Raw genomic sequence first — 14,352 nt, forward strand, 5'->3', positions numbered from 1 at the left:
GTATAACATACTGTTTTTTCATCACTTCAGATTTTTCTGATATATGGATGTTTGGCTGCTGAATCCTAGAATGCCTCTCCGCTCTTCGGCAAGATCGACTTCATGCGGCGAAACTTCGATGATGAATTCATGCCTGCCATAAGGCTTTACATTCACATCATTCCGCACATAAGGATCACTTGTAATCAATACCAGGTTTCCGTCTTCGGTTTCTCCTTCCACAAGAAAACGGTGGCTTTTGTAGATGGTATAGGGAATTACCTCATACGCATCCTCCAAGTCTTTGACGGACACTTCGCGGATATAACGTCCCGGACGGCCATTTTGGGGCCGGAAACCTTGTTGGGCTAGCGAAGAATCGTCCGTGCTCAGGTAATAGATCCGCTGATAGGATGCAAGTTCATAGACATTTCCCTGCCATTTGGCATACCTGCCCTTCCTCAACTTCATATTATCCCGCCTTTCCCCTATTTTTCTTTTCTCTTTCTATTTCTTCCAGTATAAATTTATTTGAAAATTCTTTCAACTACATTTAGTCATGTTTTTATTCAATTCCCATGAATTTGTGGAATTTCGACATATGACTATAAGCCTATTTAAACCCAATAAAAATACCGGGGAAGCAACGCCTCCCCGGCTTGAAGATGATTATCGTTCGCCGTCAGAGAATCTGTCCTTCAAATCTCCAACCTTGTCCTGCACGTTGCCTTTCGCTTTATCGTACTTGCCTTCGGCTTGGGTGGATGGGTCATTCGTAGCATTGCCCCATTGATCTTTCGCTTCGCCTTTCACCTTATTGACGGCGCCTTTTACCTTATCGGAAAAACCGTTGTCTCTATCTGCCATGATGCATGACCTCCTTAAATTGGATATGTGCCGCTTACAGGCGGTCGCGATCGTTAAGGTTACGGTTGCGCAGCTCGAGGTCTTCTTCGTCGTTCAGATCGAAATCAGACGCAGATTCATCGAATGCGCGTGTTTCTCCTCCGGCACGGCCGTATTCTTCATGGACATTGCCGGACTTGTCGATATCCACTTCTTCCTTGCGGACTGTTTCGCTGACTGTTTCCGTATCTTGGATTTCACGCTTGCCGACGACAATCTCTTCGCTGACGACCGGACGCTTCGTCACCTCGACGCGCTCTTCCGTCACAGGGATGTGGATGCTGTCACCGTCTTCAAACACTTCGCCGTCAGCCATCTCGCCGTCGACTTTGCGGCGTTCCACGTAAACTTCTTCACGCGTTACCGGGACTTCCACTGTCTGCTCATCGGTTACGACATGCTTGTCGATATCGACTTCGCCTGTCTGTACGCGTTCCTTGTCGACACTGAGCTTTTCCTCATGGAGGCGGAGGCGGCGTGCCTCGTCGTCTTCATGGAGGTGATCGTGATGATCATGCTCATGCGCATGGGTATGGAGATGCTCGCTTTCCGTGAAGCGGCCGGAACCGACGGATTCACCGCGGCCTTCGCCGAGTGGAGGTGCATCCACCGTCATGCCATCCTCATTGACCACGCCGGAGTCGTAATGGCCGACATTTGTGGAGTCGTAGTGGCCCACGTCAGTGCTGTTCATCATGTCACCGCCGGCACGGCCATAATCCGCATCCGCAAACAGCAGGATGCCGCCGTCGCGTGCATCATTGTAGTACTGATTCGCCTCTTCTTCAGTGAAGCCCATGTCATTGAAGGCGCCCCGGTTTGCTTCGTCGCCGCCGAGGAAGTCCATGAAACGGTCGAGCCAGCCGCGGTCGTCATCCGTGCCACGGGCGTCGACGTCCATCCGGCCACGCAGCGTATTCAGATTGTCCGAGTTGTTCGTCACCACATAAAGATGCGATTCGTCATACCCTTCCGTCTTCAGCTGCTCGATCTTGTTCATCACTTCTTCTTCTGTACCATACGTACCAATATACTTTCTGTTTACCATACTGAATCCCTCCATCTTTTCGTTGTTGATGTTGAGGTGCGACTACTTGATGTTTACCCGGGTCTCAGAGTCTGAAACTATTACAAAAATGAAAGACTTAAAGAGCCGGGCAGTTGCCGGCACTGGTTTGAAGCCACGTGCGCATGGAAATAATATAAGTATGAAAACCTCCGGATTGCCTTAAAAAAGACGGTAATAACCGGTTAATAAAGGAAAGAGGTGCGGAAGATGGAAAATCGTCAGGAGAAGAAAAAAGTAGAAGAAACTTGGGGAACCGAAGAGGAGCTGGATCTCACTCCCGAGAATAAGGACAACCCCGAAAACATGAAAGGCCTGCAGGGCGAGAGCATCTACGACAGGGATCAAGATATGAAGCATGTCGATGCCATTCCCGTAGAAGACCGGAAACAGGAGGAGATCGAGGAAAACCATAACCGCATGACCAAACATGACTCCTCAACCACGCAGAAGTTTCCCGGCGCGGACTATCAGCAAAATGAAGAAACATTGGAAGATGAGCGATAATCAGACAGGAATAAGCCCCCGGGCGGCACAGATGCCGTCCGGGGGCTTATTTTTGCGGATGCGTTCATGCTGACTATTCGATTTTCATCAAGTCCCAGGGTGTGATGATGCCAATCAGCTTTTCATCGCGCCGGCCATTTTCCGTAATCAGCAGCGCCTCCAGCCGGCGCCCTTTCACGACTGCATCGGAAAACATCTCTTCCGCCGCATAAACAGACAGATTGGCGGAGATGAATTCATAGGAGCGCCCGGTATGGATATGGCGGAGGATGTCGGAAAGCGTCGTTATTTCCCGGGAAATGACGTCATCAGCAACTGTTTCGGCCAAATATTCCATCAGACCGGAAGGAGAAATCAGTCCGCGGAACTCACCATCCTCAAATACTGGAATCTGGAAATCCTTCTTTTTACCCGCCATTCGGAGCGCATCTGCGAGTGAGTCGTCAGGGGAGAAAATGCGGACCTGCCTGCGGAACTGACCACCCGCAACGGGCGGTTCGGTGAGGATACGGTCGATCTGTTCGATCTTCTCCACGACTTCGCCATGCGGCTCCGCGATGGCGTACTCGATTGCGGTCCGGTGATGGACGATGGCGTTGCGCAGGTCGCCGTACTCCCGCAGGTCATCCTCAAAGCGGCGGACGATGGCATTCTTCTTTTTGGCAAAGTCGATCAGCTTAAAAAAAGAGACATAAGTGTTGGAACCGGTCATTTTCTCAAGCGCCTTTTCAATACGGTTAAAAGCGACCAGGAACCGTTCGGAATTGCTGGCTGTCATCGTCCTTCCCCCTTTATACTTTTGCTTTTGCCGCGTTTTTCCGGGCCTGCCGGATACCGAGCAGGATCAGGATGAAGGTAATCAGGGCAGTCACGCCAAGCGCGCCTGCCAGGTCACCGGAGTCGGGGCTGCCTGTAAGATACATCAGTCCGTATCCCTGAAGCTTCCACGGGGACCAGGTCCAGTACGTCCCGACAAGCCCATCGATCATCATGCCGATAAACAGGATGCCAAGCGACGCACCTGCGGCCCCGCCGGTCGGAAGCGCCGCGCTTGCCGTCAGCGTGAGTGTCACAACAAAGATGAGCCAGGCGGCCATGACCAGGAGAAACAGGGCCACATCCCTGAAACCTGGCACTGCCTCATACAATTGAACGATATACGTCGCTGCCATTCCATAACCGAGCCAGAGCGACGCGGCCGCCAGCAGCACGGCAGCTGTCCACTTTGACAAGTAGTAGGCCGCGTATGAGATCGGCCGCACGTACAGCAGTGTGCCGCTTTTCCGCTCTCCCGACAGAGAACCCATGAATGCAAGCACGAGGACAAGCAACCCGATGGTCTGATATTGGCCGGTGAGCGAAGCGTAGACGTCCGCTCCTGTCATCTCGGGCAGCATGAACTCCGCTCCTTCCGGCAGATTGCCGACGCTTTCCAGAATTTGAGGAAGGAAGTGGTAGGTTAGCGGCTCCAGCGCTCCGAAAAAGATGAAGACGAGCGGGACCCAGAGGAGCTTGAAGCTTCTCGCCTGCTCACGCCATTCCTTGCCGAGTAAAAGGCTGAACTGCTTCATGGCCGCTCCACCACCTTCATGAAAATGTCCTCGAGCCTCACGGATACCCTGCCGATATCGGTGATGCCGGCCGGATGACTGCCGGCGAACCGGAGCAATTCTTCCATCGAAACCGCGTCTCCGGAAATCGTGACGGCCGAACTCTCAGCACGTGCAGCCCACGGCGCCGATGCGGCAAACCGCTCCGCCGCCTCCGGGTTATTGAACAAGACCCTGTATCCCGAACCGCCATACTTTTCCCTGACTTCACGGAGAGGACCCTGCTCGATCAGCTTGCCGCTCCGGAGAAACAGCAGCTGGTCGGTCATCTCCTCCGCGTCATTCAAAATATGGGTTGAGTACAGGATGGTCGTCGTCCCGCCGAGTTCCTTCAGCATCTCCATTACTTCACGCCTGCCCGCTGGATCAAGTGCTGATACCGGTTCATCCAGAAGCAGAAGCGAAGGCCGGTGAATGATCGCCTGGGCAAGGCCCAGCCGCTGCTTCATCCCGCCTGAAAAGCCTCCGATCCGCTTTTTCCCTGCATCTCCGAGTCCGACGAAGCCGAGTGTCTTCTCGCATGCCGAGCGCACACTCCGGCCCTCGAGACCGCTCAGTCCCGCCGCCAGTTCCATGTATTCGATGGCCGTCATCCAGGGAAAGAAATTAGGATATTGGGGAAGAAACCCGATGGCACTTCTAGGATCCTTCCCTTCTCCGCTGAACCGGATTGTGCCGGACGTTTGCCGGAGCAGCCCCGCGAGCATGGAAAGCGTCGTCGTCTTGCCGGAACCGTTCGGCCCGATCAGCGCCGTCGCCGTATGCTCCCCGAGCGAAAACGTCAGGTCGTCCACTGCCCGGATCCCGTCATACTGTTTCGTGAGCCCCGATACTTCCAATACCGGGTTCACGAATGCCGCCTCCCTACCGTAAAGTAGAGGACCGGACCGATCGTATTGATGAAGATGATAATGAATACCCAAAGAATGACCGGGCCGTTCGCCGAGCGTTTCCTGTTCAGGTCAATCAGCGCCGCGGTCATGAGAACGAGCTGAATCGCAATCAGCGGCCAAATAAGCCCCCAAGGGATTTCAGCTAACTGTTCGGTAATAGACATGGGAATCCCTCCATGATCATGATGATTATTCTACGTTCCGTCGGACGGCAAAGTTTCGTCCGGAAGAAAATCTTGCCGCTCCGCATCAGTAACGCTCCCATTCCCTCCACACCCTCCGGCCATGCTATACTATCGGTTGGAATGGAGGAAACACAGAAATGCCAAAATGGATTTATCCCGTGATGATCGCAGTTGGCTCGTCCTGCTACGGCATCCTGTCAACCAATATCAAGCTGGCGATGAACGCCGGCTTTACAGCGTCCGAGGCGGTCACCGCCCAATACATGACCGGCTTTTTCCTGGCGCTGATCCTGTTTGCCGCCATCAACAGGCGGCTGCCGAATCTGAAAGGGGCATCGGCACTGATTCCGGCGGGCGTATTTACGGCAGCGACCGGAATCGTCTATGGGAAATCGCTGATCTACCTTCCCGCATCCCTTGCCGTCGTCCTGCTGTTCCAGTTTACGTGGATCGGCATGCTGATCGACTGCATCGCCAGAAAAAGGCTGCCCAACCGGGCAGAAGTCTTCTCACTAGTCCTGCTCTTTGCGGGCACAGTGCTGGCTGCCGGCCTGATCGGCACTGACCTGACCGGCATTCCTTGGCAGGGATGGGCTTGGGGAATGGCCGCCGCACTCACCTTCTCCCTGTTCATCTTCTCAAACCGTAAATCAGTAGAAGGTATGGATACGCTCACCCGCATGCTTGTCACTTCTTTTGCAGCCGTGATTGTCATATCGGTTTTCCAATCTCCGGAAATCCTTTGGAATGGCAGCCTGCCGGATGGCCTTTGGATGTATGGGCTGCTGCTCGGCGTCTTCGGGATTATTGCGCCTGTTGCCTTGTTCGGCATGGCGGTTCCTCATGTCGGCTCCGGCATGTCCTCGATTCTGAGCTCGGCCGAACTGCCTGTCGCGGTCACCGTATCGGTTCTTCTGCTGCATGAGCCATTCTCGGTTCTGCAGCTTGCGGGTATCATCGTCATCCTTATCGGCATGATCGTGCCCTCACTGTTTGAACGCAGGCGTTCCGCTCCGCCCAACGTCACGGAATCGACTTAATCGCCTTTTGTTTGTCACGTTTTTCGGATGCCCATATGGTTTGATAGAGTCAGTAGATCAATGGAAAGAGGGTACTTTCATGAAGAAAAAAATGACTTTCACTCTTTTGTCGGCTTTCTTGGTTTTCTTGCTCAGCGCCTGCGGCACCTCTGATGACCAGACGGGAGAAACCGGTGGTGACCATGCCGGACACGAAGAGATGGATGCCGAACAAGACGTACACCCGCTCACCGTAGATATGCAATTGCCGGACAAGGCGACCGTTGGCGAGGAAGTCACCATCCGCACGATCGTCACGATGGGCGATGAAATTGTTGAAGACGCGGATGAAGTGAAGTATGAAATCCGGAACGAGGCCGGAGACAGTGAAATGATCGTGGCCGAATTCGACGGGGAAGAATCGTACCCCATTACAAAGACCTTCGATGAGCCGGGCACTTACAAAGTCATCCCGCATACAACTGCCCGGGGCCAGCACACCATGCCGGCCAAGGACATCATTATCGAATAACAGAAGCCCCGCAGGACCGTCATGATGACAGGACCTGCGGGGCTTTATGGTTTGATCAGATTCCGCTCCGCTTCCCAAGCAAGAGAATGATTGCAGGGATCAGCAGCGGCCTTACGATGAATGTGTCGATCAGGATACCGAGTGCCATCATAATGCCGAACAGTTTAAGTTCGTAAATCGGCATCGTCCCGAGCACAAGGAATGTCGCGGCCAGGATCAGACCTGCCGAGCTGATGACACCGCCGGTTTTCTCAATGCCGAGCTTAACGGCCTCCTTCAGCTCATGATGCTTCCTCTCTTCACGGATCCGGGCGATGAGCATGATGGAATAGTCGACACCCAGCGCGATCAGGAAGACGAATGTGTAAAGCGGGATGCGGTAGCTGATTTCATCCGTCCCGAAGAACACATCGAACAGGAAGATCGATAATCCGAGAGTCGCAGCGAATGACAGCAGCAGCGTGCCGATCAGATACAGCGGCGCGATCAGAGAACGGGTCTGGAACGCCAGCATGAGCGTGATCAGCAGGGCGACGGCGATCATGATGATGAGCGTATCACGGTCATTGATGTCCCTGAGGTCCGCGTTGATCGCGCTCTGGCCGGACAGATGGAATTCGGCGGCATCGATTCCCGCCTCTTCTGCGATTTCCATGCCGCGGTCCCTCAACTGGTTCGCCGCATCCAGCGCGTCGCTTTCATACGGGTTCGAGTCGAACGTGACCGTGACCTGGACCGCCTCGCCGTCTTCCGATACCGGCATTCCCTGGAACGAGGTATTGGCGATGCCCGGTTCTTGTTCGATGGCCGTCGCGAGTCCGGCTGCCTGGTCAGGCGTGATTGTGCCTTCAGAAACGACAAGCACCGTTCCCGGAGCCAGCTCCCCTTCGCCGAACGTATCTCCGAGCACTTCGAATCCCTGGCGTGAAGACAGATCATCCGGGAACGACTTGATCAGGTCAAATGATTCCTTGTAGTTTACCGTGTTGATCGAAGCGAGGACGAGCACGGCCAGCACCGGAATCAGGAATGCGACCGGACGGGCCGTGACCTTTTCTGCAAGCCGGGCCCAGATCGTCTTCTTTTTGGCTTTCTCTTCGCCATAAGCCGGGATCCTTGGCCAGAATGCCTTGCGCCCCGCGATGGCGAATAAGGCTGGAAGCAATGTCAGGCCGGCGATGAGAATGATCGCAGCAGCGATGGCAAATACCGGCGCGAAGTTCCGGTAGGACTCATAAAGTGCGACGAACAAAGTAAGGACACCCAGGAAGATCGTGCTTCCGCTGAAGAAGATCGGTTCCCTGACACCCCTGACCGCGGCATCCATCGCCTCGGCGGTATCTTCATGCGTCCGCAATTCTTCACGGAACCGCGAGAAAACAAGCAGCGAGTAGTCAGTGACGACCGCGAACAGCAAGACGAGCATGATCGAGATGGACTGGTTTTCGGTGACGTACCAGCCGGCAGATGCGCCCAGTCCGACCACTTTATCAACGACCGTATAGACGATCGATGCCCCGATAAGCGGGATCAGTGCCAGAAGCGGCGAGCGGTAGATGATGAGCAGCAGGACCAGGATAATGGCGACGGTCGACAGGATCAGGACGACATCCGCCCGGGAAAACAGTTCGACAGCGTCGGCCGCGATTCCCGCCGGCCCGGTCCAATAGATTTCCATGCCGTCTCCCGCTTCCGAGGCGACGGTTTCTTTCATGTCGTCAAGAAGAACCTTCAGCTCTGTCCCTTCCAGGCCGGGCAGCGTGACCGGCGCAAAGAACACCGTTCCGTCTTCGGAAAGGAACGTATCCCTTGTTCCGAGAAGCGCCTGAGCCGGGATGACCGTCACGTCTTCATAGGACCCGTTTTCGGAAAGCCCGCCGATCGCTTCCGCAAAGGCAGTGATCTGTTCTTCGGTCAGGCCATCCGCGTTTTCTGCAACGACGATAGCCGGAACCCCTTCCTCCGAAGGGAAGTAATCGTTGATGCGCTCCGAAGCGACGATCGACGGCTCATCCGCAGGAAGCCCGGAGTTTTCATTCGGCTCGAAAAAGTCCCTGGCACCCGGTGCCACAACAGACAGCACGGAGGCAGCAATGATCCAGACGAGCAGGGTCGCCCAATACTTCCGCTTCCCTTTCATCGGCGATTCCCTACTTTCTCTGTCATAAAGGTTACCGCTACAAACAATGCGAACGCGACAAGCAGAGTGGTCCCGCCGACGATATAGAAGATAAGCGAGAACGTTTCATTGATTCCGAACGGCTGCATGAACTGCAGCCACATCCCCGTTGTGAGGCCAATGGCCCCGAGGATCCCGGTCCAGCCGTGGATGGCGACCAGTTTCTGTGAACGCACCGCATAAAGCTTATAAAAGACGCCCCAGGAAAACACCGACAGCCAGCCGACGAGCAGGATATGGGCGTGGATCGGGCGGAACGCATAGGATCCCGCTCCCGCCATGTGGGAGCCGATCACCGTACCGATCAGTCCGAAAATGGCTGCGATGCGCATGAGGCGCAGACTCCATTTTTCTTGCATGTTGAATCCCTCCGTTCACTTGATGATTTCATTATAAGTTCCCAAGTTGAACGGAAGATGAACTTGGGGTGACAAAACGTTCAACCCTGGGTCTTTTCAGGCAGGAACACGGTAAATCTGGCCCCTCCGGAAGGGGAATCTCCGGCAGTGAGGCGGCCGCCGTGCAGCGCGATAACCGCTCCGGCGATCGAAAGCCCGAGTCCGGTGCCGCCTCCCGCGCTTCTCGCTTTGTCAGAACGGTAAAACCGCTCGAATATCCGCTCACGCTCCCCTGCCGGAACCCCCGGCCCTGAATCGTCAAAATTCACTGTGACGCCATCCGGGCCATCGTTGACAGTGATCCGGACCTCCCCGCCCTCAGGCGTGTACTTTGCCGCGTTGGACAGGAGGTTCTCCCATACTTTTCCGAGCAGTTCACGGTCTCCCGTGACAGATGCTTCTTCCACTTCAAGCGTCACCGAAATCCCCTTTTCCTCGAACGGCCAGCGGGACCTGTGTACGGTCTCTTTCAGCTGGCGGGATACGCTGAAAAGACAGTGTTCCGGCAGCTCGGTAAACTGGTCGATCGAACTCAGGAGCAGCAGCTGGCCGGACAGTGCCGAGAGCCTGGCGGATTCGTCCCGGATGATTTCTGCATACTCCTGGCGGCGGTCCGCGGGAAGCTCCGGATCCATAAGGAGCTTCGCATAGCCCTGCATGTTCTGCAGCGGCGACTGGAAATCATGCGAAACATCACTGATGAACGCCTTGCGCGCCAGGTCATTTTCGGCGAGCTTGCCGACCATTCTCCGGAAGCTGTCCGACAGCTGGCCGATCTCGTCGCCCCGGCGGATATCCGGGAGTTCCGTAAAGCGCTCCTCCGCCACCCGGTTCGTCGCCTCCGTCAGTTCCGTCAGCGGCCGGATCAGCCGTTTGGCCGTGACCAGAACCGCTGCAAAGCCGATCACCGCCATCGACACGAGCATGATCGCCGTCAGCCAGTGCAGCTCACTGAACAGGAGACCGATGTCCGGCCGGATAAACAGTGCGTGGGGCCGTCCGTCATATGTAAACGGGACTCCGGCCGTGTTGGCGAGATCGTTGGCGAAATATCCCGCCCAGAACGTCTCAGCGGGCAGGTCGCGCATGCCATGATAAACCTCCCCGGAAAGCACCTTGCCGACCGTGCCCGGAGGAAGGGCCCTGTCGTCAAACGGACCGCCGTAGAAGGTCCCGCCACCTTCGCTGTCCGTAGCGTACAGGATATATCCGGCATCCGCATGGGTCTGCAGGTATTGGTCAAGATCGAGCGATCCGTTCTTCTCAATGAAAGCGGCCATCGAACCGGCGATCGCGACATGTTTTGCATCATTGTCTTCCTTCATGTCACGGTGATACACCGTATTGACGATAAGATAGGACAGGATCAGCCCGGAGGCGAGCACCACGACTGACGCAAGGACGAACTTGCCATACAGTGATTTCATGGGCGGATCTCCAGCTTATAGCCGACTCCCCGCACGGTCACAATCGAGACCCGGTCTGTAAGCCCCTCCAGGCGTCCTCTGATGCGCTTGATATGCACTGACAGCGTCCGGTCATCTCCTTCATAATCAAGCCCCCATACACGCTCCAGAAGACGTTCACGCTCAAACACCACATTCGGCCTGGATGCGAGAATTGTAAGCAGCTCAAACTCCTTCAGGGGAAGCAGCAGCGTCCTGTTTCCGCAGGCCACCTCATAGCTCTGGCGGTCAATTTCGAGCGGGCCGGCCAAAATTGGCGCCTCTTCCTCTTTCCTGTAACGGCGCAGAATCGCCTCCACCCGGAACAGAAGCTCCTTCGGCTCGAACGGCTTCACAACATAGTCGTCGGACCCCGCCCGGAATCCCCGTTCCTTGTCTTCCAGCGTCCCCTTTGCCGTCAGGAGCAGCACCGGCATGTCCCTGAACGACTTTAGTTCCCTCGTGAGCGCAAACCCGTCCATGCCGGGCATCATGACATCGACAACCGCCAAATCCGGATGTTCCGTATCCAGCAGCGAAAGTGCACCGATGGCATCGCCCGCGACAGCAACCCGGTATCCCGCATCCTGAAGGGTGATCCGGACCAGTTCCCGGATCCCCGGATCATCATCCACAACCAGAATCTTCACGTTCATCCCTTCTTTCCTGAATCCATTGTGCAATACGAGGGAAGAGGGGACAAGCGGGAACGGCTGATCATTACATGCCTTTTATGAGTTTCAGTTAGCTTGAGTCAGCCTAATATTAGCCCCGTGGATGTACAGAAAACACCGCCTCCCATAAAAAGAGGCGGTGTCTGGATACTCTTATAGAACCTTGCTGAGAAACGCTTTTGTCCGCTCATGCTGCGGGTTGCCGAACAGTTCTTTCGGGACATTCTCCTCGACGATATAGCCCCCGTCGATGAACAGCACCCGGTCAGCCACCTCGGCGGCAAATCCCATCTCATGGGTCACGACGATCATCGTCATGCCCTCTTTTGCCAGGTCCTTCATGACGCCGAGAACATCGCCGACCACTTCCGGGTCAAGCGCGGAGGTGGGCTCATCGAACAGCATCACCTTCGGGTCCATCGCTAGTGCCCTGGCGATCGCCACACGCTGTTTCTGGCCGCCCGACAGTTCACCAGGATAAGCCTTTGCCTTGGCGGCCAGACCGACCTTATCCAGTAGTACAAGTGCCTTTTTCTCTGCAGCTTCCGGCTTCAGCTTTCCGGTCTTGACCGGTGCGAGCGTGAGATTATCCAAAACCGTCATATGAGGAAACAGGTTAAAGTGCTGGAATACCATCCCGACATTTTGACGGATCTGGTTGATGTTGTTTTTCGGATCGGTGATATCCACCCCGTCAATATAGACATGACCGCCGGATATTTCCTCCAGTCGGTTCAGGCACCGGAGAAACGTGCTCTTTCCCGATCCCGAAGGCCCGATGACACAAACTACTTCGGAGGGTTCCACGGCAGTGGACATGTCTTTGATGACTTCCAGATTCCCGAACGATTTCTTGAGATTGTTCACCTGAATCATACTCATCTCAGGACAAACCTCCTTTCCAGATAGCCGGACAAGAGTGACAGGAGATAGATAATGACAAAATACATGACCCCGAGTGCCAGGTATATGGTGAATGGTTCAAATGTAGCACTCACGATGACCCGGCCTCGCTGCGTCAGATCGGCAACTCCGATGATCGACAGGAGCGATGTATCCTTAAGTGAAATGATTGCCTGGTTCGTGATCGTCGGCAGCATCCGCCGGAATGCCTGCGGCAGTACGATATGGCGCATGTTCTGGGACTGTGTGAGTCCGAGTGAGCGCGCTGCCTCCGTCTGTCCTTTGTCGATGGACTGGATCCCCGCACGGATGATTTCCGCGAAGTATGCCCCGGCATTGATTGCGACCGTGACAATTCCGGCCCATTCCTTATCCAGGGACACCCAAGAAAATGAGTTCAGGCCAAAATAAATAAAGAACAGCTGGACGATAAACGGCGTACCCCGTATTGCATCCACGAAGATTTTGGCAATCCAGTTCAGAATCTTTAACGGCGAAAGCCGCAATAGCGCCATGACAAGTCCGATAAGAAAGCCAAGGACAATGGCGACAGCAAAAATATAAAGCGTCATTTTCAGACCTTCCCACAGCATGGGAAGGGATTCGATAATCGTTTCCATTTATTCACTCCCCCGTCGTTGCGAATTCCTGATGGTTAAATGGAAAAGGCGCGCATCAGCGCGCCGTCTGCCTGTCCGGCTTATTCCGAGATATAGGTGTTCAGGATTTCATCGTACTCGCCGCTGTCTTTCAGCTCCTGAAGACCGGCATTGATCTTTTCAAGCAGATCCGCGTTTTCACCCTTCAGGACCGCGATGCCGTAGTTGTCTCCGTTTAGGCGATCCCCCACGATCTTCAGGTCCAGGTTGCTTTCCGCAATCGCATACGCGATGACCGGATAGTCTTCAATCAGGACATCCGCATTGCCGTTCGACACTTCCTGGAACATGGATGGGCTGTCTTCAAGCACTGTGACTTCAAACCCGTACTCGTCCTGGTTATCTTGTGCGAACTTGGCACCGGTCGTGCCGGATTTGACAACCACAGTCTTTCCATCCAGATCTTCAAGCGCCTCGATCTCATTGTTGTCCTGCTGGGCAACAAGTGTCAGACCTGCTTCAAAATACGGATCTGAGAAATCGACGACTTCCTTTCGCTCATCCGTGATGCTCATCCCCGCAATGGCCACATCCAGCTGGCCTGCCTGAAGAGCCGGGATGATTCCGCCAAAGTCCATCGGCTCGAGTGTAATTTCAAACCCCTGGCTATCTGCGATGGCGGTGATCAGATCCACGTCAATCCCCTTGTAATCCCCGTTGCTGTCTTCAAACTCAAATGGCGGATAGGTCGTGTCAATGCCGACCGTATACGTCTCGCCATCGCCGCCCCCTTCACCGGCATTACCGTTTTCTTCAGACGCTCCATCGTCCTCGCTCCCGCAGGCTGCCAGGAACAGTACAAGCGCTGCAAGTGTCAGCAAAAACTTTAACTTCTTCAATCAAAAGCCCCCCTGTCTTTAGAATCATCCAACTCAACAATACCACAACCGCCGTGTCGTTAGAATGATAATTCGCTAATTTCCGCCTTTTCCAAAAGGTAAGCGCTATATATAGAGAGGCTCTTTAGCGTGTCCACTGAGCGGGGCAGTCCAAAAAGTGTATTTCCAACTTAAAAAGCAAACAGCAGCGGCTCTGGTCGCTTTCCGCCGGCGCTCAAAAGCGAAAGCGTTGAGGCATTAGCTGCACTCCTCGGACTCCCTCCTGCGGCGTCTTCCGGCGTCTTCGGCTAAGGCTATTCCCGTAGGACAGGGAAGCCTCCTCAAACAAGCCCCGCACGAAGGAGATGCGTCTCCCGACGCCACTGCTGTTGGCCGTAGAATTTAATTACTTCTTATTGGACAGCCCCGTTCAACCCAAAATCCAGCGATGAGTGTGTCCGGACAGGCTGCCTTTCAACCGGAAGCGCAGTTAATTTTCCGCACAAAAAAACCGCCTCCATAAGGAGACGGCTTTGTGCCCAGCGATGTCCTACTCTTGCAGGGGGAAGCCCCCGACTA

General features: G+C 54.7%; 17 protein-coding genes. 3 read left to right on the forward strand and 14 right to left on the reverse strand.

Features of this window, described 5'->3' with window-relative positions:
* Window positions 1-21: 21 nt before the first annotated feature.
* From AC6CHQ_RS03310 to AC6CHQ_RS03320, 3 genes are all read right to left on the reverse strand, one after another.
* Entirely contained in the window at window positions 22-450 is a 429-nt protein-coding gene (locus AC6CHQ_RS03310) for a UCP033725 family protein (RefSeq protein WP_498080890.1), read from the reverse strand.
* Window positions 451-648: 198 nt separating this feature from the next.
* Window positions 649-846 (reverse strand): CsbD family protein, encoded by a 198-nt coding sequence (locus tag AC6CHQ_RS03315; RefSeq protein WP_251240607.1) that lies wholly within the window; start codon window positions 844-846, stop codon window positions 649-651.
* A gap of 34 nt (window positions 847-880) precedes the next feature.
* The gene (locus tag AC6CHQ_RS03320; protein WP_251240608.1) at window positions 881-1,933 is read right to left on the reverse strand and encodes a YsnF/AvaK domain-containing protein; all 1,053 of its coding nucleotides are present in this window, start codon (window positions 1,931-1,933) and stop codon (window positions 881-883) included.
* A 228-nt stretch (window positions 1,934-2,161) separates the two neighbouring features.
* On the opposite strand from AC6CHQ_RS03320, the gene AC6CHQ_RS03325 reads away from it, so the two are divergent.
* Entirely contained in the window at window positions 2,162-2,458 is a 297-nt protein-coding gene (locus tag AC6CHQ_RS03325) for a YczO family protein (protein ID WP_251240609.1), read from the forward strand.
* A gap of 73 nt (window positions 2,459-2,531) precedes the next feature.
* Here AC6CHQ_RS03325 and AC6CHQ_RS03330 read toward each other — a convergent pair whose 3' ends face one another.
* The 4 genes from AC6CHQ_RS03330 to AC6CHQ_RS03345 are packed head-to-tail and all read right to left on the reverse strand — an operon-like array spanning window position 2,532 to window position 5,125.
* Entirely contained in the window at window positions 2,532-3,236 is a 705-nt protein-coding gene (locus tag AC6CHQ_RS03330; protein WP_251240610.1) for a CBS domain-containing protein, read from the reverse strand.
* A 13-nt stretch (window positions 3,237-3,249) separates the two neighbouring features.
* Window positions 3,250-4,029: an ABC transporter permease subunit gene (locus AC6CHQ_RS03335; protein WP_498080891.1), complete on the reverse strand. Its 780-nt coding sequence runs from the start codon at window positions 4,027-4,029 to the stop codon at window positions 3,250-3,252.
* Window positions 4,026-4,919 carry an ABC transporter ATP-binding protein gene (locus AC6CHQ_RS03340; protein ID WP_498080892.1) on the reverse strand — a complete coding sequence of 298 codons (894 nt, stop codon included), beginning with the start codon at window positions 4,917-4,919 and terminating at the stop codon, window positions 4,026-4,028. The genes AC6CHQ_RS03335 and AC6CHQ_RS03340 overlap by 4 nt, the downstream gene beginning before the upstream one ends.
* Window positions 4,916-5,125 carry a PLD nuclease N-terminal domain-containing protein gene (locus AC6CHQ_RS03345; RefSeq protein WP_424237105.1) on the reverse strand — a complete coding sequence of 70 codons (210 nt, stop codon included), beginning with the start codon at window positions 5,123-5,125 and terminating at the stop codon, window positions 4,916-4,918. The genes AC6CHQ_RS03340 and AC6CHQ_RS03345 overlap by 4 nt, the downstream gene beginning before the upstream one ends.
* A 158-nt stretch (window positions 5,126-5,283) precedes the next feature.
* On the opposite strand from AC6CHQ_RS03345, the gene AC6CHQ_RS03350 reads away from it, so the two are divergent.
* The gene (locus tag AC6CHQ_RS03350; protein ID WP_498080893.1) at window positions 5,284-6,186 is read left to right on the forward strand and encodes an EamA family transporter; all 903 of its coding nucleotides are present in this window, start codon (window positions 5,284-5,286) and stop codon (window positions 6,184-6,186) included.
* A gap of 79 nt (window positions 6,187-6,265) precedes the next feature.
* Entirely contained in the window at window positions 6,266-6,697 is a 432-nt protein-coding gene (locus AC6CHQ_RS03355) for a FixH family protein (RefSeq protein ID WP_251240615.1), read from the forward strand.
* Between the two features lie 55 nt (window positions 6,698-6,752).
* On the opposite strand, the gene AC6CHQ_RS03360 is transcribed toward AC6CHQ_RS03355, so the two are convergent.
* The 7 genes from AC6CHQ_RS03360 to AC6CHQ_RS03390 form a co-directional block, all read right to left on the reverse strand.
* Window positions 6,753-8,837: an MMPL family transporter gene (locus AC6CHQ_RS03360; RefSeq protein ID WP_498080894.1), complete on the reverse strand. Its 2,085-nt coding sequence runs from the start codon at window positions 8,835-8,837 to the stop codon at window positions 6,753-6,755.
* On the reverse strand, window positions 8,834-9,235 hold the full coding sequence (locus AC6CHQ_RS03365; RefSeq protein ID WP_498080895.1) for a hypothetical protein: 402 nt from the start codon (window positions 9,233-9,235) through the stop codon (window positions 8,834-8,836). Before AC6CHQ_RS03365 ends, AC6CHQ_RS03360 begins: the two co-directional genes overlap by 4 nt.
* An 80-nt stretch (window positions 9,236-9,315) precedes the next feature.
* Entirely contained in the window at window positions 9,316-10,701 is a 1,386-nt protein-coding gene (locus AC6CHQ_RS03370) for a sensor histidine kinase (protein ID WP_498080896.1), read from the reverse strand.
* A complete protein-coding gene (locus AC6CHQ_RS03375) occupies window positions 10,698-11,369 on the reverse strand; it encodes a response regulator transcription factor (RefSeq protein WP_251240620.1) in 672 nt (223 codons plus the stop codon). Before AC6CHQ_RS03375 ends, AC6CHQ_RS03370 begins: the two co-directional genes overlap by 4 nt.
* Before the next feature lie 177 nt (window positions 11,370-11,546).
* A complete protein-coding gene (locus AC6CHQ_RS03380) occupies window positions 11,547-12,275 on the reverse strand; it encodes an amino acid ABC transporter ATP-binding protein (protein WP_285859180.1) in 729 nt (242 codons plus the stop codon).
* Complete coding sequence (locus tag AC6CHQ_RS03385) at window positions 12,272-12,916, reverse strand: amino acid ABC transporter permease (protein ID WP_092050652.1); 645 nt, start codon at window positions 12,914-12,916, stop codon at window positions 12,272-12,274. The genes AC6CHQ_RS03380 and AC6CHQ_RS03385 overlap by 4 nt, the downstream gene beginning before the upstream one ends.
* 80 nt (window positions 12,917-12,996) lie before the next feature.
* Window positions 12,997-13,794, reverse strand: a complete 798-nt coding sequence (locus AC6CHQ_RS03390) for a transporter substrate-binding domain-containing protein (RefSeq protein WP_251240619.1) — start codon at window positions 13,792-13,794, stop codon at window positions 12,997-12,999.
* Window positions 13,795-14,352: the final 558 nt, after the last annotated feature.

It is taken from the genome of Bhargavaea sp. GQ12, from assembly GCF_059758705.1.

Bases quoted from the DNA above. Each gene is read 5' to 3' on its own strand.
- AC6CHQ_RS03315 (WP_251240607.1), bottom strand. From the start codon at position 846: ATGGCAGATAGAGACAACGGTTTTTCCGATAAGGTAAAAGGCGCCGTC.
- AC6CHQ_RS03350 (WP_498080893.1), top strand. From the start codon at position 5,284: ATGCCAAAATGGATTTATCCCGTGATGATCGCAGTTGGCTCGTCCTGC.
- AC6CHQ_RS03310 (WP_498080890.1), bottom strand. From the start codon at position 450: ATGAAGTTGAGGAAGGGCAGGTATGCCAAATGGCAGGGAAATGTCTAT.
- AC6CHQ_RS03385 (WP_092050652.1), bottom strand. From the start codon at position 12,916: ATGGAAACGATTATCGAATCCCTTCCCATGCTGTGGGAAGGTCTGAAA.
- AC6CHQ_RS03355 (WP_251240615.1), top strand. From the start codon at position 6,266: ATGAAGAAAAAAATGACTTTCACTCTTTTGTCGGCTTTCTTGGTTTTC.
- AC6CHQ_RS03365 (WP_498080895.1), bottom strand. From the start codon at position 9,235: ATGCAAGAAAAATGGAGTCTGCGCCTCATGCGCATCGCAGCCATTTTC.
- AC6CHQ_RS03345 (WP_424237105.1), bottom strand. From the start codon at position 5,125: ATGTCTATTACCGAACAGTTAGCTGAAATCCCTTGGGGGCTTATTTGG.
- AC6CHQ_RS03380 (WP_285859180.1), bottom strand. From the start codon at position 12,275: ATGAGTATGATTCAGGTGAACAATCTCAAGAAATCGTTCGGGAATCTG.
- AC6CHQ_RS03360 (WP_498080894.1), bottom strand. From the start codon at position 8,837: ATGAAAGGGAAGCGGAAGTATTGGGCGACCCTGCTCGTCTGGATCATT.
- AC6CHQ_RS03370 (WP_498080896.1), bottom strand. From the start codon at position 10,701: ATGAAATCACTGTATGGCAAGTTCGTCCTTGCGTCAGTCGTGGTGCTC.
- AC6CHQ_RS03325 (WP_251240609.1), top strand. From the start codon at position 2,162: ATGGAAAATCGTCAGGAGAAGAAAAAAGTAGAAGAAACTTGGGGAACC.
- AC6CHQ_RS03330 (WP_251240610.1), bottom strand. From the start codon at position 3,236: ATGACAGCCAGCAATTCCGAACGGTTCCTGGTCGCTTTTAACCGTATT.
- AC6CHQ_RS03335 (WP_498080891.1), bottom strand. From the start codon at position 4,029: ATGAAGCAGTTCAGCCTTTTACTCGGCAAGGAATGGCGTGAGCAGGCG.
- AC6CHQ_RS03320 (WP_251240608.1), bottom strand. From the start codon at position 1,933: ATGGTAAACAGAAAGTATATTGGTACGTATGGTACAGAAGAAGAAGTG.